Source organism: Haladaptatus rarus (assembly GCF_054177585.1).
On the sequence record NZ_JBPEHG010000010.1, the window covers coordinates 124,120 to 148,211 of the forward strand.

Annotated in this window: 24 protein-coding genes; 20 read left to right on the top strand and 4 right to left on the bottom strand. The window is 59.2% G+C overall.

Annotated features, from left to right (window positions below; translation table 11 throughout):
• Positions 1 to 18: 18 nt before the first annotated feature.
• The 9 genes from ACR3FE_RS19350 (at position 19) to ACR3FE_RS19390 (ending at position 9,613) form a co-directional block, all read left to right on the top strand.
• Positions 19 to 1,140 carry an ABC transporter substrate-binding protein gene (locus ACR3FE_RS19350; RefSeq protein ID WP_458209134.1) on the top strand — a complete coding sequence of 374 codons (1,122 nt, stop codon included), beginning with the start codon at positions 19 to 21 and terminating at the stop codon, positions 1,138 to 1,140.
• Positions 1,141 to 1,163: 23 nt separating this feature from the next.
• Positions 1,164 to 2,084, top strand: coding sequence for an ABC transporter permease (locus ACR3FE_RS19355; RefSeq protein WP_458209135.1), 921 nt, complete (start codon positions 1,164 to 1,166; stop codon positions 2,082 to 2,084).
• A 1-nt stretch (position 2,085) separates the two neighbouring features.
• On the top strand, positions 2,086 to 2,955 hold the full coding sequence (locus tag ACR3FE_RS19360; protein WP_458209136.1) for an ABC transporter permease: 870 nt from the start codon (positions 2,086 to 2,088) through the stop codon (positions 2,953 to 2,955).
• Between the two features lie 93 nt (positions 2,956 to 3,048).
• A complete protein-coding gene (locus tag ACR3FE_RS19365) occupies positions 3,049 to 4,371 on the top strand; it encodes an aspartate aminotransferase family protein (protein ID WP_458209137.1) in 1,323 nt (440 codons plus the stop codon).
• Positions 4,372 to 4,729: 358 nt separating this feature from the next.
• On the top strand, positions 4,730 to 6,079 hold the full coding sequence (locus ACR3FE_RS19370; protein WP_458209138.1) for an ABC transporter substrate-binding protein: 1,350 nt from the start codon (positions 4,730 to 4,732) through the stop codon (positions 6,077 to 6,079).
• 24 nt (positions 6,080 to 6,103) lie between these two features.
• Complete coding sequence (locus tag ACR3FE_RS19375; RefSeq protein ID WP_458209139.1) at positions 6,104 to 6,970, top strand: branched-chain amino acid ABC transporter permease; 867 nt, start codon at positions 6,104 to 6,106, stop codon at positions 6,968 to 6,970.
• A 3-nt stretch (positions 6,971 to 6,973) separates the two neighbouring features.
• Positions 6,974 to 8,086: a branched-chain amino acid ABC transporter permease gene (locus tag ACR3FE_RS19380; RefSeq protein WP_458209140.1), complete on the top strand. Its 1,113-nt coding sequence runs from the start codon at positions 6,974 to 6,976 to the stop codon at positions 8,084 to 8,086.
• Positions 8,076 to 8,864 carry an ABC transporter ATP-binding protein gene (locus ACR3FE_RS19385; RefSeq protein WP_458209141.1) on the top strand — a complete coding sequence of 263 codons (789 nt, stop codon included), beginning with the start codon at positions 8,076 to 8,078 and terminating at the stop codon, positions 8,862 to 8,864. Before ACR3FE_RS19380 ends, ACR3FE_RS19385 begins: the two co-directional genes overlap by 11 nt.
• Positions 8,861 to 9,613, top strand: a complete 753-nt coding sequence (locus ACR3FE_RS19390; RefSeq protein ID WP_458209143.1) for an ABC transporter ATP-binding protein — start codon at positions 8,861 to 8,863, stop codon at positions 9,611 to 9,613. The genes ACR3FE_RS19385 and ACR3FE_RS19390 overlap by 4 nt, the downstream gene beginning before the upstream one ends.
• A gap of 66 nt (positions 9,614 to 9,679) precedes the next feature.
• On the opposite strand, the gene ACR3FE_RS19395 is transcribed toward ACR3FE_RS19390, so the two are convergent.
• Positions 9,680 to 10,663 (bottom strand): formyltransferase family protein, encoded by a 984-nt coding sequence (locus ACR3FE_RS19395; protein ID WP_458209144.1) that lies wholly within the window; start codon positions 10,661 to 10,663, stop codon positions 9,680 to 9,682.
• Positions 10,664 to 11,481: 818 nt separating this feature from the next.
• Between ACR3FE_RS19395 and ACR3FE_RS19400 the strand changes: the two genes are divergently transcribed.
• From ACR3FE_RS19400 to ACR3FE_RS19415, 4 genes are all read left to right on the top strand, one after another.
• Positions 11,482 to 12,723, top strand: coding sequence for an MFS transporter (locus tag ACR3FE_RS19400; RefSeq protein ID WP_458209145.1), 1,242 nt, complete (start codon positions 11,482 to 11,484; stop codon positions 12,721 to 12,723).
• Between the two features lie 58 nt (positions 12,724 to 12,781).
• Complete coding sequence (locus ACR3FE_RS19405; protein ID WP_458209146.1) at positions 12,782 to 13,426, top strand: helix-turn-helix domain-containing protein; 645 nt, start codon at positions 12,782 to 12,784, stop codon at positions 13,424 to 13,426.
• Between the two features lie 151 nt (positions 13,427 to 13,577).
• Positions 13,578 to 13,943 carry a DUF7344 domain-containing protein gene (locus ACR3FE_RS19410; protein ID WP_458209147.1) on the top strand — a complete coding sequence of 122 codons (366 nt, stop codon included), beginning with the start codon at positions 13,578 to 13,580 and terminating at the stop codon, positions 13,941 to 13,943.
• Positions 13,944 to 14,178: 235 nt separating this feature from the next.
• Positions 14,179 to 14,373, top strand: a complete 195-nt coding sequence (locus ACR3FE_RS19415; protein ID WP_458209148.1) for a hypothetical protein — start codon at positions 14,179 to 14,181, stop codon at positions 14,371 to 14,373.
• A 283-nt stretch (positions 14,374 to 14,656) separates the two neighbouring features.
• On the opposite strand, the gene ACR3FE_RS19420 is transcribed toward ACR3FE_RS19415, so the two are convergent.
• Entirely contained in the window at positions 14,657 to 15,163 is a 507-nt protein-coding gene (locus ACR3FE_RS19420) for a hypothetical protein (protein WP_458209149.1), read from the bottom strand.
• Between the two features lie 271 nt (positions 15,164 to 15,434).
• Between ACR3FE_RS19420 and ACR3FE_RS19425 the strand changes: the two genes are divergently transcribed.
• The 3 genes from ACR3FE_RS19425 to ACR3FE_RS19435 all read left to right on the top strand — a co-directional run bounded on the left by ACR3FE_RS19425 (position 15,435) and on the right by ACR3FE_RS19435 (position 19,164).
• Positions 15,435 to 16,019, top strand: coding sequence for a hypothetical protein (locus ACR3FE_RS19425; protein ID WP_458209151.1), 585 nt, complete (start codon positions 15,435 to 15,437; stop codon positions 16,017 to 16,019).
• Positions 16,020 to 16,233: 214 nt separating this feature from the next.
• A complete protein-coding gene (locus ACR3FE_RS19430; RefSeq protein ID WP_458209180.1) occupies positions 16,234 to 16,701 on the top strand; it encodes a zinc ribbon domain-containing protein in 468 nt (155 codons plus the stop codon).
• A 387-nt stretch (positions 16,702 to 17,088) separates the two neighbouring features.
• Positions 17,089 to 19,164: a PA domain-containing protein gene (locus tag ACR3FE_RS19435; RefSeq protein WP_458209152.1), complete on the top strand. Its 2,076-nt coding sequence runs from the start codon at positions 17,089 to 17,091 to the stop codon at positions 19,162 to 19,164.
• Positions 19,165 to 19,319: 155 nt separating this feature from the next.
• Here ACR3FE_RS19435 and ACR3FE_RS19440 read toward each other — a convergent pair whose 3' ends face one another.
• Positions 19,320 to 19,508 carry a hypothetical protein gene (locus ACR3FE_RS19440; RefSeq protein ID WP_458209154.1) on the bottom strand — a complete coding sequence of 63 codons (189 nt, stop codon included), beginning with the start codon at positions 19,506 to 19,508 and terminating at the stop codon, positions 19,320 to 19,322.
• 134 nt (positions 19,509 to 19,642) lie between these two features.
• On the opposite strand from ACR3FE_RS19440, the gene ACR3FE_RS19445 reads away from it, so the two are divergent.
• On the top strand, positions 19,643 to 21,070 hold the full coding sequence (locus ACR3FE_RS19445; protein WP_458209156.1) for a carotenoid oxygenase family protein: 1,428 nt from the start codon (positions 19,643 to 19,645) through the stop codon (positions 21,068 to 21,070).
• 906 nt (positions 21,071 to 21,976) lie between these two features.
• Here the strand turns inward: ACR3FE_RS19445 and ACR3FE_RS19450 are convergent.
• Positions 21,977 to 22,339 (bottom strand): hypothetical protein, encoded by a 363-nt coding sequence (locus ACR3FE_RS19450; RefSeq protein ID WP_458209158.1) that lies wholly within the window; start codon positions 22,337 to 22,339, stop codon positions 21,977 to 21,979.
• Between the two features lie 270 nt (positions 22,340 to 22,609).
• Between ACR3FE_RS19450 and ACR3FE_RS19455 the strand changes: the two genes are divergently transcribed.
• The 3 genes from ACR3FE_RS19455 (at position 22,610) to ACR3FE_RS19465 (ending at position 24,092) form a co-directional block, all read left to right on the top strand.
• Positions 22,610 to 23,086, top strand: coding sequence for a Cdc6/Cdc18 family protein (locus ACR3FE_RS19455; protein ID WP_458209160.1), 477 nt, complete (start codon positions 22,610 to 22,612; stop codon positions 23,084 to 23,086).
• 72 nt (positions 23,087 to 23,158) lie between these two features.
• The gene (locus ACR3FE_RS19460; RefSeq protein WP_458209161.1) at positions 23,159 to 23,833 is read left to right on the top strand and encodes a P-loop NTPase family protein; all 675 of its coding nucleotides are present in this window, start codon (positions 23,159 to 23,161) and stop codon (positions 23,831 to 23,833) included.
• Entirely contained in the window at positions 23,820 to 24,092 is a 273-nt protein-coding gene (locus ACR3FE_RS19465; RefSeq protein ID WP_458209162.1) for a DUF8156 family protein, read from the top strand. Before ACR3FE_RS19460 ends, ACR3FE_RS19465 begins: the two co-directional genes overlap by 14 nt.

The window sequence follows — 24,092 nt, forward strand, 5'->3', positions numbered from 1 at the left end:
TAATCGCTTGCACTACGTATGCCACTTGATGACAGTGGTGACGGTCAGAGCACTGGTACGAAACGGCGGCGATTCTTGCAGTCGGCCGGATTGGCCGGCGCAACTGGGTTGGCTGGTTGTGTCGGTGGTTTCGGTGGTGGTAGTGGCACCACCACGATCAACATCTACACCTGGGAGGAGTACAAGGACTTCAAGGACGAGATCGAGAAGAAACTCGACGTGAAGGTGCAGATGAAAGTCGGTACCTCGTCCGCGAAGATGTTCTCGGCGTTCAACTCCGGGCAGGACGCCCAGTACGATATCGTCATTCCCAATAACAACTACATCCCGAAGCTGATGGCCTCGGGGAAAATCGCCCCGCTGAATAAGGATGCCGTCCCGAATTTCGACAAGCTGTACGGCAAGTTCAACGAGTTCGCCAACACGCAGTTCTCAGACGGCGACAAGATCTACGGCGTTCCCATCCGTTTCGGCTGGTACGGCGTCTCCTACGATAGTCGGAAGATATCGAGTCCCAAGAAGAGCTACTCGGAGCTCTGGAACTCCAAGCATAAGGGCAACATCGTCATGTACGACAACCATTTCAAGTCGATGAGCGCGACAGCCCTCATGCTCGGATACACCGACGCATTCAAAGGCGCGAAGGTGTCGCTGTCCGACCAACAGATCAAGAAGGTCAAACAGAAGCTCATCGAGCAGAAGAAGCTTCTTCAGGGATATATCTCGGCCGACCCGACGTATATCAAGTCACTCCGACAGGGGAACCACACCATCGGTCTCTCCGGGCGGAACGAGATCGTCGAGATGTGGGCCAACGGTGACGACTGGCCGGATATCTACGTTCCGAAAGAAGGCTCGCTCGCGTGGTTCGAGGGTGCCGCCGTCTCGAAGAAATCCAAGAACAAGGAGATGGCCTGGAAGGTCGTCAACGAGTACATCTCGACCAAGATCGGTGCCAAACTCGCCCAGGCCGGCTACTCACCGAGCTGTAACCCCAACACGCAAAAGAAGCTCTCGAAGGAGCAAAACGAGATGTACGGCTCCATCAAGCCCTCGCGGCTCGATGGCTTCATCCCATTCAAGGCGGTCGAGAAAGAGGACGCCTGGATCAAGGCATGGGAGGAAGTCAAGTCGGCCTGACGGCTGCACACTCTTATCTCACCATGTCAACTGAATCACAAACCACGCGCCAGCGACTCGTCAGAACGTTCGCCTCAGGAAGGAAACGGCTGGGGCTTTCGCTGGGGCCAAGCGTCATCTGGCTGTTCCTGTTGTTGCTCGCACCGCTCACCTTCGCGATGACCGTGAGTTTCCTGCAGGTCAACGAAGCCTATCAGATCGTCTGGGAGCCGACGTTATCGAACTACAGGCAGTTGTTCGAGGGGAGCGGTCCGTTCTGGCAGACTACGTTCTTCCAGGCGTTGACGCTATCTTACGCAATCGCGATGGCGACGACGGTGCTCTGTCTGTTCCTGGCGTTCCCACTGGCGTACCTCTTGGCGAGGAAAGACGGTCGCACGTTCAAGATCATCATCTTCCTTGTCTTGCTTCCGTTCTTCACGATGTATCTCGTGCGGGCGTACTCGTGGCTGCTGATGTTCGGACCGAACGGCGTTATCAACAGTACGCTCATACGATTCGGTCTGATCGGCAAACCACTCGCACTGTTCAACTACGGGAAATCCGCCATCGTCATCGGGTTGACGCACGCGTACTTCCCGTATATGCTCCTGTCGCTGTACGCCAGCCTCGACGGTCTCGACTTCTCTTTGACCGAGGCCGCCCGCGACCTGGGCGCGAGCCGACTCGCGGTGCTCAAAGACATCATCATCCCACTTACCCTGCCCGGCATCATCAGCGGGAGCCTGTTCGTCTTCGTCCCGTCGCTGGGCGCGTTCATCACGCCCCGTTTCCTCGGTCGGGGGAAGGTGTTGATGATCGGTCAACTCATCGAGAAGCGTATCAACTCCCTGTACGCCATCGACTACGGGAGTGCAGCCTCGATGTTCATCATCATCTCCATCGTCATCGCGTTCGGACTAGCGTTCCGCTACGTGAGCATCGACGAACTGGGGGGTGTCTGACATGGCGACCCAAAGCGAGACGGAAACTCGAACTGGATCCACGTCCCTGTTCGACCACCGACTCCAGGAACGGTTCCTTCACCACGGTCTTTACGGGGTCGCTGGCCTTCTGCTGGTGTTCCTCTGGATCCCGCTGTTGGTGATGATAATCCTCTCGTTCAGCGTCAACTCCAGCACGCTCTTCCCGTTCAAGGGCATCACACTCTCCCACTACACTGCGACGTTCGCAGACCGTACCCTGTTGCGGTCGCTACAGAACAGCGTCATCGTTGCGACGTTCTCGGCGATCATCGCCACGGTGCTCGGCGTCATGGCGAGTTTCGCGCTCGCTCGGTACGATTTCCCGTACAAGGAACTGTACCGAACGTTCGGTATCCTGCCGATGATCATTCCGGGTGTCGTCTTCGGGATGGCGTTGCTCATCTACTTCCAGACGCTGTTGGGTTTCAGCACCGGCTTCCTCACGCTCGTCCTGACCCACAGCATGTACGGTTTCCCGTTCGTCCTCCTCATCGTAACCTCCCGACTCTACACGTTCGATACGTCACTGGAAGAGGCTGCCCGTGACCTCGGTGCCGACCCATTGACGACGTTCCGGGACGTGACGCTTCCCATCATCGCCCCTGCGGTCGGCGCAGGATTCCTGTTCGCCTGGATTCGCTCGTTCGAGGACTTCATCCGGGCACACTTCGTGAGTGGCGTGATGCAGGTTCTCACGACCTACATGTTCGGAATGATCAAATACGGTGCAGCCCCGAAGATGAACGCGGTCTCGTCGTTCATCGTCTTCGTCATCGCCATCCTGCTAGCGATCGCGATGAACGTCGGCAACGTCACTCAGCACGTGGCAGGCACCGAGGAGGACGAGTAGATGAATCCCGCCCACATCAGCAACCCCATACTGACCCCATCCATCACCCGACGACCACCTGACCAGGCGTCTCCGGTCGACTAACCTCCATCCATGGCGAACCATCATTCCGAGCACGACAGAAACGAACGAAGTCGGAAACTCGTCTCGCGTGCCCGCGACGTGATCCCGGGCGGCGCCCAGACGGGCTTGCGCGCCCAGGCGTACGAGACAGGTGCTGTCGCGTTCGCCCACGCGAAGGGCGCGACGCTCACGACGGTCGACGACGAGGCGTACACCGACTACCACCTGGGCTTCGGTCCCATCATCCTCGGCCACGCCCACGAGTCGGTGGATGACGCCGCCCGCCGCGCCATCGACGGCGGCGTGCTCTACGGCGCGGGGACGACCGAACTGGAAGTCGAGGTCGCCGAGCGCCTGGTCGACCTGTTGCCGAGCGTCGACCAGGTCAACTTCTGCAACAGCGGGAGCGAAGCCACGTATCACGCCATCCGGCTCGCACGCGCCCACACGGGCAACGAGAAGATCCTGAAGTTCGAGGGCTGTTATCACGGGTGGCACGACTACGTCGACGTGAGCGTCTACCCACCGGAAGACCACCTCGGCGAGCAGTACCCCGAATCCGAGGGGATGCTCTCGGCGGCCGTCGAGAACACGCTCGTCATCCCATTCAACGACAGCGAGGCAGTCGAGGAAGCACTGCACGAACACGGCGACGACCTCGCGGGCGTCATCCTCGAACCCGTGCCCCATTCGGTCGGCTGTCTACTGCCCCGTCAGGAATTCTTACGAACCTTGCGCGAACAGACCCGAAAGCACGACGTGCCGCTCATCTTCGACGAGGTCATCACCGGCTTTCGCCACTCCCCCCACGGCGCGCAGGGCGAGTTCGGCGTCGAGCCCGACCTGACCTGCGTGGCCAAAGCCCTCGGGAACGGGTATCCGGTCGCGGCGGTCGGCGGCCGGGAAGACCTGCTGGGGCAAGCGGGCGGCGACAACAAGTCGGGCGTCGTCATCAGCGGCACCTACTCGGGCAACTTGCCGGGATTGGCGGCGGCGCGCGAGACCATCGACACCATCGTCGAAGAGGACGTGCAGGGCCACGTCACCGAACTGGGTGATGCATATCGGGCGGGTTTGCGTGACCTGCTCGCCGACCACGCTCTCGAGGGGCGGGTCGTCGGTCATCGCAGCATCTTCAGCTTGCAGTTCGGCGTGACCGGCGAGCCACGAACCTACGAGGACGTCCTTGGATTGAACGAAGAGAAATTCCGCGCGTTTGCGGCGGGGATGCGTGACCGAGGCCACTTCTTCACGCCCAATCCCTACAAGCGCCATCATCTCTCGTTCGCGCATGGCGACGAGCACTTAGCGGCGTATCTCGACGCCGCCGACGCTGTGCTGTCGAGCTTATAACGTCTCGATCGCCCCAGTCGGCGACGCACCTCCTTTGATTTTCACGCCGTTCGACCTGCTATCACTCGTTTCGACTGTGCTGTTCGGTGTGACCCTTACATCCCAAAAGGACATTGAGCGTAGCTCTCCGATAGAAGACAACTGCTTGGTACAGACAGACGAATTGGCAGACAGGTGTGAGATTTCGGCGGCAGTACGGACACGGGAACGACCAGCCTGTCGACCACGATCGGTCAGATTTGGGGGCATCGACTGTTCGGACTTTGGTCGTGGGGTGTAGAGGATGACTGAAGTACGGTTTAACATGTTAACAACCCGCACACTTATGCGGATTGTGATGGATACTGCTAAGGGGAAAATGGTAAACGACGATACCAACTGTGGTGGGGGAGCGTCGGAGGGGCGGAGCTATCAAAGCGACGATGACACACATATCACTGTGGGGGAAACGACAGGTTTCGACCGACGACGATTCCTGCGATATGCTGGTGCTGGAGCGACCGTCACGCCACTCACGGGATATCTCGGGTCGGTACGAAGTCTGCAAAATGCGCTCACTATCGGCGTCCTCGCACCCGAACCCGGAAACAATCCGATCGGTGCATCGATGGCGAACTCGGCGGAGCTCGCCGCGAACGAACTTAATCAGAACGGGGGTATCCTCGACCAGGACGTCGAGGTCAGCGTGAAAGATACGAAAGAAGACCCCTCGACCGGCCAGCGGGCGTATCAGGAGCTCACCGTCGGTGAGCAGGTCGACCTGACGACTGGCGTGTTCACGAGCGAGGTGCTGATCAACCTCATGCCGAGCATCGCCCAACAGCAGACGCTCCACATGAGCACGGGTGCGGCGACACCCGACGCGAGCAGACGGGTCGCGGAGAACTACGACCAGTTCAAATACTTCTTCAGAACCGGGCCGGTCAACTCCCGGTTCCTCGGGCGGAACATGGTCACCTTCGCGGAGGCGAACTTCGAGTCGATGGGGTGGAACTCGGTCGCCGTGCTCGCGGAGGACTTCAAGTGGACGGAGCCGATCTCTGCCGAACTCGAAGGCGCACTGAGCGACACCGGAATCGACGTTCCGGTCAACCAGCGCTATGCGAGCGGGACGGAGAATTTCTCGCCCATCTACGACGACATCCAGAACGCCGGGGTCGACGCAGCCTACGTCGTCATGGCACATACCGGGACGGCAGCCCTCGTCCAATGGGCGAAACAGCAACGACCGTTCGGCTTCGGTGGTATCCACGTCCCAATGCAGTTGCCGTCGTACTACCAGTCCGTCAACGGCGCGAGTCGATTCGCCGTGACCCAGAACTCCGCGACGCCGACGAGCGAGATCACCGAGAAGACGGTTCCGTACGCGAACGCATACCAGAACTCCTTCGACCGGTTCCCCGTCTACACCGGTTACATCACCTACGATGCGGTCAAGCAGTACGCCGCAGCAGCCGAGCAAGCGGGGAGCAAGGAGGCCGAGGAGATCATCCCCGTCCTGGAACAGATGTCGTTCACGGGGACGACCACGGCGTCACTCGAATACTACGGTCGGGATCAGCAGTTCCCGCACGACGTGAAGTACGGGGAGGAGTTCGCCTGGCCGGTCTGGCTCCAGTGGCAGGAAACGGATGGGAACGGAACCCAGGAGGTCATCTGGCCGGAGGACGTCAAGACAGCCGACTACCAGTCCCCACCCTGGGTGTGACCACCCACATTCGTTCTCGAAACCATGGTCGACGTACTCAACGTGACGGTCAATGCCGTCTTGATAAGTGCACTGTACGCGCTGGTCGCTATCGGATTCACACTGATATTCGGCGTCGGTGGCGTCCTGAATCTCGCACACGGAGCGAACATCACCATCGGTGCCTTCGCGGCGTACTACGTCGTCACCGCGCTGGGAGCCAACATCTGGGTCGGGGCGGTCGCCGCACTGCTCGTTCCGGGACTGTTCAGCGCCGCACTGTACGCAGGCATGATACGCTGGGTGCAAGACGAGCCGATAACCGTGATGATACTGACGCTCGTAACCGCGATCGCCGTCGAGCAACTCGTCCTCGTCGTGGAGGGAACGCAGCCGAAGGCGATCCCGTCGCTGCTCCCCGGACAGCTATCGTTCGCCGGAAGCACCGTCCAGACGAACCTCGTCTTGGTGTTCCTCCTCTCGTGGCTGCTCATCGGGATCCTGATAGTGGCGATACACTACACGCAGACGGGAAAGGCCATCCTCGCGACGAGTATGAGCACGAAAGGTGCCGCACTCGTCGGCATCGAGAGCGACCGCATGTACCTCTACACGTGGTTGGTCGCGGGAATGCTCGCAGGCATCGCCGGACTCTTTCTCGGGTCGTTCAGAACCGCCACCTGGACGATGGGACGTGGGCCGCTGATCCTCTCCTTTTCCATCGTCGTGCTCGGTGGCATCGGCTCCATCCGTGGGAGCGTCGTCGGTGCGTACCTGATCGGCTTCCTCGAAGTGTTCACCGTCTCGTACGTCGATTCGAGTCTGAGCGGTCTCGCATCGCTCGTCGTCCTGGTCGGTGTCCTCCTGCTCAAGCCCGAAGGACTGTTCGGTCGTGAACTCGCGGAGGCCTGACCCATGGCGGACGACGTCACCACCGAACGGCGGACGTACCGGGACCTCCTCGACCCGACGTCGCTCGCGCTCCGTCACCAACTCGGCATCCTCGGACTCCTCGGACTCGGATTGCTCCCGTTCGGCGTCGAACCGCTCACGGTGCTGAAACTCACGGGTGCGTTCTACTTCGCCGTCTTCGCCATGAGCTGGGACGCCGTCTCGGGGTACACCGGCCAGATCAGCTTCGGGCACGGCCTCTTCTTCGCCGTCGGGGGCTACTCGTCGGCGCTTCTCAATCTCGAACTGGGAATCGACCCACTCGTCGCGATACCGCTCGGGACGGTCGTCGCCGCGATCGCCGGAATCGTCATCGGCGTCCCTGCACTTCGGTTGGAGGGGCCGTACCTGTCGCTCGTCACGCTCGTCGCGCCGCTCATCCTGCTCCAGGTCTTCATCGTGTTCAGCGGGACGTTCGGTGGGGAACTCGGCCTGGCGAGTCCGGACGAACTCCTCAGCTTCGAGGATTTCCAGATGGTGATCACGGCCAACTACTACCTCGCGTTCGGGCTGTTCGCGTTCGTGTTGCTCCTGTTGCTCGCCGTCACGCGCTCCGACGCGGGTGCGGTGTTCACCGCCATCCGCGAAGACGAGAAGGCTGTCTCGGCGGTCGGTCTCAACCCGTCCAAGTTCAAGATATTCGCGTTCGTACTGAGCGCCGCCGTCGGCGGCCTCGGCGGTGCTGTGTTCGTCCACACGCCGATCGGCAACCCTCAGCCGAGTCAGTTACTCGTCCTCACCGTCAGCATCGAGGTGATCATCGCGAGCGTGCTCGGCGGGATGGGAACCATTGTCGGCCCGGCTATCGGCGGGTTGTTCTTCTACATGTTCCGGGATTATCTGAGCCAACTCGAATGGACGGTACCGCTGTTCGACGCCCCCATCGCCGAACTCGACTTACTCCTGTTCTCGGTCGTCACGCTCGCACTCCTGTTCTTCCTCCCTCGTGGCATCGTCCCGTGGGCGGTCAGGAACGGACGGCGCATCATGGCCCGGAAGAACGGAGATGCGGGGCAGGTGCTCCCGGATGGAGGCCCGAATGGAGACCCTGATGGAGGTGGCGACGATGAGCACTGACCAGTCCACGACCGGCGGAGCGGAAACGGCGTACGAACCGAGCGACGGCATCCTCGTGTTGGACAGCCTGACGAAGCAATTCGGCGGCCTGACGGCGGTCGACGACCTCTCGTTCGCCGTGGCGGAAAACGAGATACTCGGCTTCATCGGCCCGAACGGTGCCGGTAAATCGACGACGTTCGACTGCGTGATGGGGACGTACCCACCGACCGACGGAACGGTGTGGTATCGCGGCGAGGACGTGACCGGCGAACCGACCTACCGGATGGTCAAACGCGGGATGGCGCGAACATTCCAATCGTTCCGACCGCTCGAAGACCGAACCGTCATCCAGAACGTCGCGCTCGCGCTCGTCCCGGACAAGATCGCATCCATCACCGGACTTCGAGGGAAGACACGACGACAGGCGTCGGAGATCTGCGAACGGGTCGGTCTCGGCGACCGACTGACACAGCGACCGGACGAGTTACCCCACGCGGGGCTGTTGCGACTCGAACTCGGTCGCGCCCTCGCTACCGATCCGAACCTGTTGCTGATCGACGAACCGTTCGCCGGTCTCTCCAGTCAGGAGGTCACGGAGATCTCCGCGCTGCTGGAGTCGTTCCGCGACCGCGGTATCACGCTGGTCGTCGTCGATCACAACATGCGTGGCCTCCTCTCGCTCATCGACCGGGTGATCGTCATCCAGTTCGGGTCGAAACTGGCGGAAGGAACGCCCGATGAGATCAAACGCGACCCCCACGTCCGGGAAGCGTATCTCGGCGGTGAGACGATATGAGCACGGACGTCGGCAGTGGCCCGTCATCGCAGGACGAACACCACCGCGAGACGGTGTTGCTCGCCGAGAATCTCCGCGTCTCGTACGGTGAGGTGGCCGCACTTCGCGGCATCGACTTCCAGGTTCGGGCCAGCGAGATCGTCGGTATCATCGGCCCGAACGGTGCGGGAAAATCGACGCTCGCCGACGCAGTCACCGGCCATCACCCCTACGAGGGGCGTGTCACCTATCGGGGGCAGGAGATCGCCGATTCGCGGCCGAGCGACCTCGTCTCGCAGGGATTGATTCACTGCACCGAGACCCGAGATCTGTTCGGCTACATGAGCGTCGCCGACAATCTCGAACTCGGTACGTACCGCCATCGAACCGACAGCGACGACCGACTCGCGTTCGTCTACGACCTGTTTCCGACGCTCGAATCACGGACGACGCAGAAGGCTCGAACCTTGAGCGGTGGCGAACAGCAGATGCTCGCCATCGGACGGGCACTGATGAGCGACCCCGACCTCCTGTTGCTCGACGAACCGACCCTCGGCCTCGCGCCGGTCGTCCTCGACGACATCAGCGATGGCATCGACGAGATTCGGGATGCTGGCGTCACCGTGCTGTTGTGCGAGCAGAACGTCAGGTTCACGCTCGAACACGCAGACCGGATCTATCTGCTCGAAAATGGCCGATTCGAACGCGAGGGAACACCGGAGACGCTTCGCGGCGACGAATACATCCGTGATGCGTATCTCGGTGGATGACGAATCGACTCGATAGCCCCCTACCGGGTTCCCCATCAGGGAGAAGTGACGGGCAGGTGTGGTGAGTCACGTACCGTTGCGGTATCTCCGGTCGCCGTCTCTCGTAACGGTCAGTCCCGACAGTACGCGCAGTTTCCCGACAGCCGTCTTCCCCACGTAGCGAGCAACGTCTTCCCCAGTCGGTATCGTATGCAGTTCACCTAATGAGTCGGGCGTCGTCGGCTCGTGGGACACGTCTCGAAGCCGCCGAACGCCGACCGCGAGGAGTCGCTTGCACGCGGCGATCTGGCGACGTTCGACCTCGCGCCATGTGTGTGCGTCGGTGATGTCGACCGTTTCTTTAGCGATTATCTCGCCACCGTCGAGCGTCTCCTCGATTCGCTGGAGCGTAACGCCGGCCGTCGGTTCGTCGTGGAGGAACTCCCAGAAGCCACCGGGCTGTCCGCGATAGGATCCGAGGTCGCCTCGATGAAAGCTCAACACACCGTGGGTGGGCATCGTCAGGAACTCGCCTTTCAACACGCCGAAGCCCAGGCGAACGACGATGTCCGTGTTCTCACCCACCGTCGTCGCCACGTCTGTGGGTAGCCGGTTCCCGAAACCGCTGGCTGGAACGGGACGACAAGATATGCGCTCGGCGGACGAGATGGTGGCGATCGATTCGACCGGTTTCGGCTCTTGATACTCGGGTGTCGGAGCGAACTGCCGACCGATACCCGTGAGCGACCAGAGTGGATGCGAGCGCAGGCGGTCGACACAACATGACGCGTACTCCCGCATACCTCTCGGAAACGACCCTGCGAGAAAATCGCTCAGGTCGTCGGGAGCGGCGGCGGTGTTGACGACGAGATGCGTTATTTCGACGTTCGTCTCCACAACCATCCGTTCGATGGCGCGTTTCATCCACGCTGGAACCGTCTCGCCGGGAAGAAGCACCCCCACCCGAAGGGGTTCTTCCGCCGTCTGCGACTGCTGAGCCGTGTGTTCCCTCGCGATCGTCGATTCGCTCGACTGCCCCCGAACGGACTGAACGTCGGTTGTAGGAGACATATTCCACTCCACCGTTTCGAACACACTGTGTTCGTTATACGCATCCTGTTGTCGGAGAATGCTAGATTTTCGCCGTCGTCTCGGCGTTCCGGAGACGACGGCGAGACCGGCGCTCTCCACTCGAGATGACACGAGCGACGACCGATAACCACCGTCCGCGAGGTGACTGACCGAGATCCTGGCTGGCGGCGATGGATGCAGTCGCGTGTGAACGAATGGTAGTCTCGATGGCGAACTACACGACCGGATCTACCTGCTCGAAAATGGCCGATTCGAACGCGAGGGAACACCGGAGACGCTTCGCGGCGACGAATACATCCGTGATGCGTATCTCGGTGGATGACGAACATTCTAAAATTCCATAACGTTTAACATCTATTGGATTAGAAATCTCGTCAATGCATCTCGGTTAACCGGAACGGAAGCGTCCGTCGAGTCGGTCGCTTTTCTTACGAATCTGCTCACAGGGTCGGCTCTCTCCCGAGAGTCTTCCCTTCGTGCTCCGTTCGTCCGTACTCCGGTGTGTTCGAGATGCCAACCATTCCTCGTCTCGTGTTCGCGACGATTTCGCGCCAGTAAACACGATTTCGCTTCGTTGAACACGATTCCACGTCATGAGATGTGATTTCGCGTCATCGGGGACGATTTCCCGTCGCCGGACGCGAGTTCGAGGTGTGATTCTGTGATAGGTGTTCGGGGGACGACTGGCGTCGTCTCCACCGGTCACCGGTTGGGAGCGTCTCGATAACATCGAAGCGACGGTCGATACGTGGCACCTGCCAGTCATCTGACCACCAACCGATATCACAACCAAACCCGTGAAACGAAAACTCACGACGTACTACAGTTCGCTCTCAGTATTGGAAGACCGGCGGATACTCCTCCTCTGTGTCTCGAACGTCCTCGACCGAATGTCGGAATCGATCCTCGTCCCACTGCTGCCCATCTACGCGGTCCAACTGGGACTGAGCCCGCTGCTCTTGGGCGTTATGTTCGCACTCCCGACGGCGACACGGGCCATCGTTGCCGCACCCGCAGGGTATCTCGCCGATAGATACGGGAAACGACCGTTCATCACATCGGGGATGATCGCCGGTGCGATGAGTATCATCGCCCTCGGGTTCGTGACCGACCCGGTGACGATACTACTCCTTCGGGCGCTCGATGGAATCGCCGCAGGGATGCGGAACGCACCGACGACGACCTACCTGGGCGATATCTCGAACGAAGAAACCCGCCCGGAGGTGCTGTCCGTCTACAGTAGCACCGGAACGCTCGGGGCGACGATCGGGCCTGCGTTCGGTGGCATCGTCGCTGCGGTCGGGTCGTTTTCGATCCCGTTCGTCCTGCTCGGTGCGTGCACACTCTTCGGTGGCATCCTCCTCGCCACGTTTCTCCCGCGTATCGAATCTGACACCGGCTCGACGAGTCTTCGCCCGGAGCTATCGATCGGCACCATCCGTGACCGGAGCAGTCCGCTGTTCGTGGCGCTGGCGCTCGGTGCGTTACTCAGTGGTGCCGGTCTGGGGGCGACGAGTCCGATCATCGCCCCACTGCTGGAAGAGACGATCGGTGCTGGTCCTGCGTACATGGGCCTGTTCTGGAGCCTCTTCAGCATCGCTCTCACGGTCGTCATGCCGGTCGGTGGCTCACTCGTCAACTCGTTCGGGAAGCGACGAAGCGTCCTGCTCGGGAAGTTCGTCTGGACAGCCGTCATCGTCGTCGTCGGTTCCGTCCACATCTGGTTCGTTCCGCCCCTGCTCTACGTGCTCGGTGCGGTCGGAAGTGCGTTCTCGGGGCCTGCGCTCAGTACGATCCGATACGAAACTGCCCCCGAAGGGAACGAAGGAGCGGTTCTCGGCGTCTACTCCGCATTCTCGTCGGTCGGCCACGCGATCGGCCCGCTCGCCAGTGGGGCGATCGCGTCGGCGACGAGTTACGAACTGGCATATCTAAGTGTCGCTGTGGTGTGGGGTCTCGACGCGCTCGTCCTCGCATACGCATTTGCGGTCGACGGTGAACGGATTTCCACACCGTCAGGGAGTGCGACCACAGAGTAGGTCTTCGAGGGTTCCTTGCCGAAGAACGCTCAATATCGCTCCCGGCGTAGCAACCAGTATGAGCGTCATCACCGAGATCTCCATCGACGCAGACAAGTTTCGGTTCGGTGAGGTACTCGCCAGCAGTCATCCAATGCACATCGAACTCGAACGCGTCGTCCCGATGCAACGTGGAGCGGTTCCCTATCTGTGGGTCGAAAATGCCGATTATCTCGACTTCGACGAGTCACTGACACAAGAACCACTCGTCAAGAACTTCGACCGACTCGACAAACTCGAAGGTCGCGTCCTGTACCGAATTGAATGGACAGAAGAGCATGATATCTTCGCTGGAATCACCGAAGCGAAGGGTGCGTTGATGGAAGGGCATGGGGGAGATAGGTGGAAGTTCCAGCTCCGGTTCGACGACCACGAACACATCGCGGCGTTCTACAACTATTGTACGAAATACGACATCGCACTCCAGATAGACCGCGTCTACTCGTTGACCGAGGAGTACCGGCGGGGTCGGATGTTCGGCCTGACGCCCGAACAGCGCGAAGCCCTCTTGTTGGCCGCGAATCGTGGGTATTTCGAGACGCCCAGCCGAACCACGCTCGACGAACTCGGCGAGGAACTGGACATCAGTTCGCAGGCACTCTCGAAGCGAATCCGCGGCGGGGTGGAGAAGTTGGTCGAAAATGCGTTGTTAACCACCGCTTGAGACCGAGACAGCGGGTTTCTACCCGGTACTAATATACCGGTTGACGCACCAACCTCCACTCCTATCTGGCCATGGTACGAAGACGAATTCGACCGTGCTCGTGGTGACGACCACCACGATGGAAAGGCCACATTTCGAGGAAGAATCAAACATGAGTCCAACGCGGATGAACCGACCGAGAACGACCGACACGACACAGTTCCACGGCGGATTGAACACGTTGTTCGACTGCCTCGCCAATCAAGACAGGCGTCAAATCCTCTCTCGTCTCCACGAGGTCACCTCACACGGCGAGAATAAACTTGCGCTGGGTGATATCACTATCGATACCGAAGACGTCGAACTGTTCGAAACACAACTGCATCACGTCCATCTACCGAAACTGGAGGCGGCTGGATTTGTCGAGTGGAACCACGATACCGACGCGATCGAACGTGGTTCGTACTTCGACGTGATCGTCCCCTTCGTCGCACTTACAGACGAGTACCCGGACGAATCATTGATCAGGTGGCAATAATAGTGCGTTTACTACTCATTGGGGTCTTAATCCCGAAGGCGCGCCCTCTCCCGCGTCTTCTGCAGCTCTCACCTCTACATGAGTCACATCTCTGTCCTGCACACCGCATCCGTCTCCTGCGCTCTCGCGCCTTTACGAGTGCCCTCTGGGCGCGACGCGAGAGCGCGCCCCGAGGAAAATAATCATCCAGCACCGCCCCGCCCGGGGCGAAGCGACCAGCACACAAGCCGGTTTCGTGTCCATCGACCAGCGGGGAGACGCAACCGACAGCACGCTTGGTGCTGGCGGCGAGGCCAGATACCCGGAACGGCCACAGGCCGCATGCCCGGACTGGTCGATCGCGAGCGACGCGGCGGGCGGAATGCGGCGAGCGGGGCGTGCCGGAGAGAACCACCAGTCAAACCATGAGAACACAATTCCGACCATCTGAACCGGGGGGACTGAAAGGGGCCGAGCGCTCGCCGAATGAGCCGACGTTCCCACAAGCGAACGAATGTGAGTGAGAAGCAGCGAGAGCGGAGCCGGCGAGCGTGCGGGGCTTTCAAGAAGACAACACTGTTGAAACCCTCTCCACCTACCAAGAACGGCGTGCTGAATAGAGAGGATGTATTCAGCAAACGTCTCCTTTTATTCCAGACCTTCCCCAGAAGTGAAAAATTCGGTCAGTCGGTCCCTGTCCCGGTCGTGAAAGACGGAACTGGAATATCGCCGTATCAGTACGTGACAGAGAGACCGTCACTCTGGAAGCTGTTTGTCGTATAGTCGATCAGACCGACCATCTCACGAACAGTTATGAAGTTCGTCGTCTCGTTTGAACCTTCGGGGAGATGGTATCTGAGATGCTGGCCAGAGTGTTCGGCTACTATGACTTTATGTATCGCAGGGTGCGTATCCAATAGCTTACTCCGAATCTTGTTCAAATCTTCATTTGCACCGTCATACTTGCTTTGGAGAATTGCCTGCCGAATTTCGTCCTGTACTTCTATTTCTATGTCATTTGGGCGGTAAGCTATCGGCAGACCAAAATCGTTCGCGACGAAAACTATTAAATCGCCATCAACCCTGCCGTTCAATCGTCGAATATCAATACAAACGGAATCTGGGTCAAAGAATTCAACATCGTCTCTCTGACCGCGAAGACTGGTTATTTCCTCACGGAGCAATCTATATTTCTGGTTCAAATCGTCTGTTTCAGTGTATTCCTCAATCCAGTCAGTCATTAGACACACTTGCTTACCTATAAACAAAACCTTTGGTGAACCGTCGCTCTATTCCCGGCGAACTCTGCCCCGTGACCGATACGCGCCCTGTATCTTGCAGTGGCTCACTGAGTTACCGAGCTGCTGTCAGAATTCTTGTGCTGAATAAGAGAGAGTAGAGTTATCAACGCGCCTACCTGGTACTCAGTCATCGCTACTGGTTTGAGCAATCTAACTTAGCAGTTGAGAATCACCGTCTATTGTTAAGCCACTTCTCGAGGTATCGTACGACATGGCATCGATTGTCCAATCAACCAGGGATGCGCTGAGACTTCCTTCCATCCAGGGCTTTTCTCCGTTAGCTAAGACACTTGTGGCGGGAGGCACGTATATTGCATGGACAGCGCTGACGTGGCCCTTAGAAGGGCGCATTCAAACGTTTCTCCGTCCCGAAGCCGTGACTGACCGACTTGTCTACACAGGGGTTACAAACATCCTCTTCGGCACAATCCTTGCGCTACTCTTGATCCGGGAATTCGTTGCCTCAGAGTTTACTACTCGGACACAACTCGGCTTCCGCTCGGCCTCCCGTACCCTCGGAGCGATTATCCTCGGGGGTACGATTGGGTTCGGCCTCTACGTCCTTCAACAACCTCCTACCTCCGATCCTATCGTGGTCATGAACGTGTTCGCGCAGGTACTCCCTGTATCTATAGCCGAAGTCGTTGTGTGTTGGGTCGTCGTCGGAGGCAGTGTTGCTGCACTATTGCGCCACCGTGGGGTGAATCAGTATCTCGCAGACGAGAGTGCACTTGTCATCTCAACTGTGGTTTTGGCGTCTATCACTTCGCTCACAGTCCCCCGTTCAATACAGTAGGGATGGTCGGACTCCTCACTATCATAGGTGTGGGTACGGGCTTAATCTACTTCGGGGGCAGGTCGTTCTACGGTGCGCTCGTCTTCCACAACTTCATGGCGTTGTTCGGTATCGTCTCGTCACTGGCCGAAGCTGGCCAGCTCGGAACGTATCAGCAACCGCTTGTTCCCCTACTGGCGACGGGTCAGACATTGCCGGACTGCACGTGCGAAAAGTGCGTCCAGGCAACACGTCACGATCGTGTCCTCGGTGCGGTTCCACAGGACACACCATCAAGTCCCCCGACCACTATCACGAAGTGTGGTGGGGTGGTCACTTCCGCTGTGACAACACTTGGTGCGGCTATCAAGCCGGTCGAGACTACGTTGGTGCAGTGAACGTGGCTCACGTGTTTTTCAGCGAGACGGCAACGCTGGACCACGAGTTCACGTCCTCGTATATCGGGGATGCTGAAATCGTGCTAGCAAGCCGTTCCGCTGGCATGCGTCTCACGTTTGGGACTGCGCCAATCGCGTACACTGAACAGTCGGAACAAGCTGTGACTGCTGGTGGCGGGTCGTGTGTCATACAGCCCGCTGTCATCCCGACAGAGACGAAAATCGAGAGCAGTAACCAGGCCGTGTCAAGCCCAGCGACACACGGCACCTCTCAATTCGTGAAGAGGACTGCTGTTTACTGCTGAAAACTGGAACGGTCCAACAGACTCATCACGAATGAGGACACCAGCCAGACGAGACCGCCCAAAGCAATTCCGAGTCCCAACTCCGGGGCAATCGCCACGCCAGTCACAATCCCTGCGACGGCACCGATCCACGACGCCCAGACGGGTGTTATCTCAAAAATGCCTCGTTGTAAACTACTATCAGCGGATAGCCTATATTAGGGAGTTCAGGTCGAGTCACTACAGTTTTCCAATAGGTTTCCCGCTTTAGAACTCATTCAGGATTCGAAATTTATAATATATAATAACCATAACATTAGTTAACTATATATTTAATTAGGACAACTATAGCTGTGCAATACTAACGGTGACCCTTGAATAGGGTATACATCGTTGGTGTTGAAACCTATGCCAATAGAAGATTCACCAAACAAGGATGACGAATCGACCGACTCAACAGTGCGCACCTCCGTATCCCGCCGGACGATACTCTCGCTGGTCGGTGTCGGCGGCCTTAGCATGTTCCCACAGACTGTCGGTGCACACCACCCGTCAGGACCGACCGACGATCCCAATGAGACAGGCGACCACGGCCACGAGCTTTCCGGCCATGGGGCTCCAGACCCAAGTCAATCGCTCGTCGAACAGGATGCCACGACCAGCGGCATCGTCAGCAGTGGGCCGTCCGCCAAGGTGACGAAGAATCTCGCCGTCGCGGGCCGCGGCGAGCGCCTGCTTCCGGATGGCACTACAGACGTGTGGACACACGACGGGTACGCATACCTGGGGACGTTCAACACCCCGTGTGGGACCGGTGACGGCTTCGGCGACGACTCTCTCGTCGACGATCTCCTGGGGCCGGGTATCGCCGTCTTCGATGTCCATAATCCGAATCGACCGGAGTACGTCGGGAGCGTGCCGTCAGTCGCCGGCAGTCGGGTCAACGACGTCAAGGTCGCCACCATGAATTCGGGGACGGTTTTAGTTCACTCCAACGAAGCCTGCGACGGTGGTCGCGGCGGGTTCGAAGTGTACAATGTTGATGATCCCACAGCCCCGATGCACTTGGCGTCGGTTCAGACCGACGACGTAAACCAGCTGTTGCGCGATAATCTCGGCTTCACCGACTTCGGCGTTCACAACGTGTTCCTTTTCACCCAAGGATCGAAGGACTACGTTGCCGCAGTCGTTGAGAGTGAGTTCGGAAACTTCCAGATATTCGATATTACCGATCCAACGAATCCGCAGGTCGTGAGTGCATGGGGTGCCGAGTTCCTCGCACCGTCGTATGATCCCACGACCGGTCTGTTCGTTGACCCGGCCACCGGTGATTTGGTCGACCTCTACGCCGACCCGTACACTGGGAGTTTCGACCTGATTCTCGAGTTAGACGCCTATCTGTTCGACGGCTTCGGGAATTCTAAGAACCGGTTCCTGCACGACATCACCGTGAACGAGGATGGCACCCGGGCGTACCTCGCCAACTGGGATGCCGGGTTGGTGCTCTTGGACATCAGTGACCCAGCAGACCTGCAGTTGGTTTCGGTTGCGCTCGATCCCAGTCTGGGGGACGGAGAGGTCAACAGTCACCAGGCCTGGCCCTCGGAGGACGGTAGCATCGTCGTCGAGACCGAGGAGGACTTCGACCAATTCGAGGTCGAGTTTACCATCACCGACGGCCCCACTGCAGGCGAGTACGAGACTGTCGAGGGATCGTTCACGACGCCCATCTTCACCTTGCCTGACCGCACGATGAGCGGGTCAACTACGTACGTCGGGCTAGCATGCGACCCCAGTACTGTTCCGCCTGCCTCTGGTTCGGGTGAGATTGCGGTCATCCAACGCGGGGAATGCCGGTTCGATGAGAAGGCGCAGAACGCCATCGACGCTGGCTACGACGGTATCGTGGTATTCAATGATGCTGCCAGAGGGGACGAACTGACAGTCATGGGTGGGGAGTCACGTGACATTCCGGGCGTGTTCGTCGGTCACTCCACCGGCTTGGCGATCTTCAACGTCACGGATGTGAGCGGGCTCACGATCGGCGATACCGGTGCGCCAATTGAGGTCGTGGCCACTCCTGGCCGCTGGGGGAACGTCCGTATCTGGGACTACTCCGACGAATCGAACCCGGAACTCGCCAACGAGTTCGACACGGTGTGCAGTGCCAACCCCGGAGACGCGAACTGCGATCCACGAGGCACCTACTCGGTTCACAATGCAATGGTTGAGGGAGACAAGGTGTACCTCTCTTGGTACTCCGACGGAGTGCTTGTCCTCGATATCAGCGATCCCTACAACCCGGTCGAGATTGCGCGATACAGCGGCGGTGGCGACGAGTTCGAAGCGCACAACGGCGGCATCCAAGATGTCTGGGGTATCTACAAGGAGCCCGGCAAGCCCTGGATTTACGCCTCCGACCGAAACGGTGGATTGTACGTCCTCAAGGAACTTGGATCTGGGTCGAAAAACCGGCGTAGCTAGCGACCCTCACTCACAGGCGTCCCCGTGAAGCACCGAATTCCACGATGTGGTAAGCTACGTGGAGAAGAAGCTCGTGAATCAGAATCACGAGTTCGAGTGAAGTGGACGAACGAGGATGCCTTTTGCAGGCTCGTTGCGTGCCAGTTGCGTTGCTACTAATAGTACCGGTTGACATCCTCCACCGCGTTCACGCGGAGGAATCCCTCGACCACATCGGGGTCGGTCTCCTTGATGCGACCCCGCATCCGGGATAGCGTCTCGCCCTGCCAGTCGAGTAATTCCTTGATTCTCGCGTCGATGAGCGTGGAGGGAGATTCGTCATTCTCCGACGCTTCACCTGCCATGATTGCTCAAATAGGCCGTGACGCAGTCGTCAACGTCGGTAGTGTCGGTTGTTGCCTCCTGAACGCGAAGGTATCGAACCGACAGCTAGCAGAATGGGCAGTGGTCGGATAAGGATGCACGGCAATGGAAACGTATGGAAAACACGTGGCACCCCGGGTTTCGAACGCAACATGAGGAAGTTCATGATGTTGCCCTCGACGTCGAAGGCACACTTCCGGAGTGGCTCAACGGCATATTCATCAGCAACGGTCCTGGTCAGTTCGAGGTCGGAGAGACCTCGCTCGAACACTGGTTCGACGCGTTGGCGATGCTGCGCGGGTTCCGGATCGACAACGGGTCAGTCCACTACACGAACCGTTTTGTCCGAAGTGACGACTTCCGCGTCGCACGCAAACAGCAGCGTGTCCGGCGCTCCCTGCCCGGCACCCCCGCCGACGGCTCGGCGTTCAAACGACTCTATCGGGGCCTGTCCGGCGCATTCCAGGATAACCCTTCAATCGGCGTCATCAGACTCGACGACACACTCTATGCCGTCACCGAGAGCCCAGTGGGTATCAAGATCGATCTGGCGACGCTAAACACGACGGGACAACGCGACCTCACGACCGGATTGAACAGCGACATCACACTTGGCCACACCCACGTCGAAGACGGCGTTCAGTGGGGACTGGCTGCCGACTTCGGGAGTAAATGCACTTACACGCTATTCCACCGGGCGGGCGACCGCGATGCTACCCCGGTCAGCCGACTCGTCTTCGACGACCACCCGCCATACGTCCACGCGTTCGCGTTGACCGAACACTACGCCATCATCCCAGAGGCTCCGTACGGTGTCGACTTCCGCCGACTCCTATTGGGAACGCTGCGTGGAGCGACGTTCCTCGACGCCTTCGAACTTCGAGAGGCCCCACCGCGCTTCCACGTTCTCAACCGCGCGACGGGCGAGCGGGTCGCCGCCATCCACACCGAGCCGTTCTTCGTCTACCACTTCGCCAATGCCTACGAGGATGACGATGCGATTATCGTCGACTGTGTGGTGTATCCCGACTCGAAGGCCATCACCGGACTGACGCTGTCGAACCTCCGTCGGGACGATCCCGACCTCCCACGTGGGAACTTCGTCCGGTTTCGACTTCCGCTACACGACGGCGACGCGGAGCGCACGCGGCTCCTCCGCGGCCCCGTCGAGTTCCCGACGATTCACTACAGCCGATACAATGGCCGCCAGTACCGCTATGCGTACTTGACGGCGACCGACTATGGAGCCCTTCCGACGGCAATCGCGAAGGTCGACCTCGCCGGGCCAACGACCGTCAGATGGTCCGAACCCAGTCTCCACCCTGGCGAACCTATTTTCGTTCCCGCGCCGTCACCGGCAACCGAGGACGACGGGGTGTTGCTCTCAATCGCGCTCGATGGATGCGCCGAACGATCCGTGCTGCTCTGTCTCGACGCCGAAACGTTGACCGAGCGGGCGCGAGCGCCACTGCCTCATCGCCTTCCCTATGGGTTTCATGGGCAGTTCTATGGCGCGACCGACACAGGTCGGTCGATGGCCTGACCAGATGGAATCTCACTACCGCGACTATATGCATCGCAGCAGGTCGACGCCGTCATCGACGCATCGCCAAGTGACAAGCCCTCCGCCTGTTTCGTTCACGCTAGTGGATTTGCGTCCGACGAACGATCTCGTTCACCGAGCTCCCCACAACCCTGAAGTCGCCGATCATATTCGATACCGCATACTGAAACAACAACACAGTTCGCATCAGATTCCCACGCTCCCCATGCTCGAAGACCAGATGCGACCGTAGCGTGAACTTCCCTGCGGTGAGCGCTTCGCTGACCTCTTCAATCGTACCACCCTCGGGCTGGCGAGTTCCAGAAATACCCTTCTCGGCATACCACCCTCGGGCGTATCGGAAGTTGATCCACGACAGAATTTCGTTCCGCGACTATCCGACGACGATTCGCGAGTGCGTGCACGCGTAGCGGGTGATTAGGGTCGTCTCGAAGAAGGGCGGGGCTTTCTTAGGGTCGTCTCGAAGAAGGGCGGGGCTTTCTCCTTGATTCTCAGTAATTCCGAACCCGTCACGAAGTTGCTCTCCCTTTTCCGATCGAATTTCACGGCGACCAAATCCGTGGAACAGGCGATTGGCTGCTCAGAAGATGGTATGGATTGCTGTTGAGGTCAGGTTAGACGGCGGAATTGACCCCTTTATGACTGCAACCCCTCCATGTTGAGAGACGTCTACCGAGTCATACCGGTCATACATCTGTTTCACTCGCGGGCGCTCTGGTTCGAACGCCTCGCACCCCTCTACGGGGCAGAAAATTATCTTTGGAAAACACTTAGAACAAGCGTGTCCCCCGCGCCACCGTGTATGGGGTCGGTGACGAACATGTGTGCGATAGACACTGTTGTTTCTCTATGACGCAGTCGACGACCGCCCGAAAAAGTGGTACGTCACGCGCCTGGCACCCCGAGTGCTCGGGGGGCGACGATGTTGAGTAGCGAGAGCAGGTACAGCACGACGGCCGCTGCGATCCAGGCGACAACCCCGATCACGATCGCGTTCCCCCATCCGCCGGGGTAGCGCCAGTTGATGACGCCGATCCAGGCAACGAGCGCCAAGAGCGCGCCGACGAGCGGTATCCACCCAACGAAGAAGCTGACGATCCCCCACACTATCGCGCCGATCAGCGCCGTGACGATCGCGTGCGAATAGCTCGTTGCGTGACCGAGAACCGTTCTGGCACCGACGTAGATTCCCAACCCCCCGACCAACAAGCTGATGATGAAGATGACGATCGTCGATACGAGTCCCATCCGTTACGCCCCCCTTCGGGCGGGGTGCGACACGGTTCTGTGCCCGGTCGAGCGACCGTCGTTTATGTGCATCGATCTTCCACCTCGTTTACAGTACGACGGAACCGTACGAATGTTTATCGGCCAGAAGAAGCCCGCAACCCATTGGACACGGGGGTACTGCAAGCCACTAAGCTATCACAGTCGCTGTTGGCTGGTCAGTGTCGTTGTTGCGAGGAAGAACTGTTCAGCCAACTCGATGGACGCCTGACCAGTCGATTGTAGACCTGTGTGAGAATTCCGTTCAAGAAGTACCACCTCGAGGAACTCGTCGCCATCTTCCACGCTCGCGCTCGGTGGGGACTTTCGGAACACGCTATCGGAAACGAACAACTGGCCCTCATCGCTGACGCCGCAGCGGGCGACGCACGGGTTGCTATCGGCATTCTCAGAAACGCAGCACGACGCGCTGATCAGGCGGGCACCGACCAGATCACGACTGAGATCGTCCGCGAAGCTGTCCCCGATGGTCGCCACGAAGTCCGGCAGAAAACCATCGACCAACTCAACGCCCATCAGCGCGCCCTCTACGAGATATTAGACGAGGAAGGCGAACTCAACCCTGGGGAGCTGTACGAGTTGTATCAGGAGCAAGTTGACGAGCCGAAGACGAATCGCACCGTCAGAAATCATCTGCAGAAAATGGAACACTATCGGCTGGTTATCGCCGAGGGCAAGAATCGCGCTCGCACCTGCCGACTCCGCTGATCGTTGCTTTCGGAAGGATTGGAAACGACCCTGTCTTGCCTATGTACTGTTCCGTCGATATGTCTATTTGTGATGATGCGCCACGACCAACCAGAACTCCCAACGCTCGACAGTGGAATCACACTGCTCGAGACGGCCGAGCGAGCGACCGGAGCGTTACAGTCGCTCGTGCTCGACCAGTTACTCCTCGAAGGTGGCTCGGCCGTCTGGGTGGACGCCCACGGCCACGGGACGACCCAGCCACTCTCTCGGATTGCACCGTCGATGCGCGTTCTCGACCACATCCGAATCGCTCGTGCGTTCACACCGTGGCAGCACCAGAGTCTCTGCCAGGATCTCGCACCCGAACTCACGGACGACAAAGCTGTGGTCGACCTTCCCGCGTTCGACTGGTTCTACCGGTCGGAAGACCTCCCGCGAGGCGACGGTGAGCGGATGCTTGCAGCGGCTGTCGATCTCATCGGCGACATTGCTGAGACGTTCGACATTCCCGTGCTCATCACCCAGCACACGGACGATTCGTTGACAGCACCGATTCGGGAGTTAGCAGACAATACCATCCGCTGTGAACAGACGCCGTACGGGCCACGTTTCACAGGTGAGGAGTACGAGACGCTGGTGTACCCACTCGACAACGGACTGGTGCAGACGACGCTCGCGTTCTGGAAGCGCGTGCTCACAACACGCCACCCAGCGGTTGCAGGCGCAGAGTCCCCAACGGAGGTGAGTGCGTGTGGGACGTACTAATCCGACCTACCGTGACTCGCTGCGTGCCATGGAATCACGATGGACGGACTACCGCCGGGCGCTTCGACACGGCGATCAGGAGGTATTCGACCGCCTGTTCGAGGACGCACGAGCGCACGCCGACGCAAGTGGACTGCAGAACCACCAGTTCGTCGAGATTCCGGCACTCGTCTCGATCCTCCTCGAACAGCAGAAGTACATCGACGACCTCGAAGACCGCCTCGACCACTTGGAGGACGACCTGAACGCTGAGGCATGA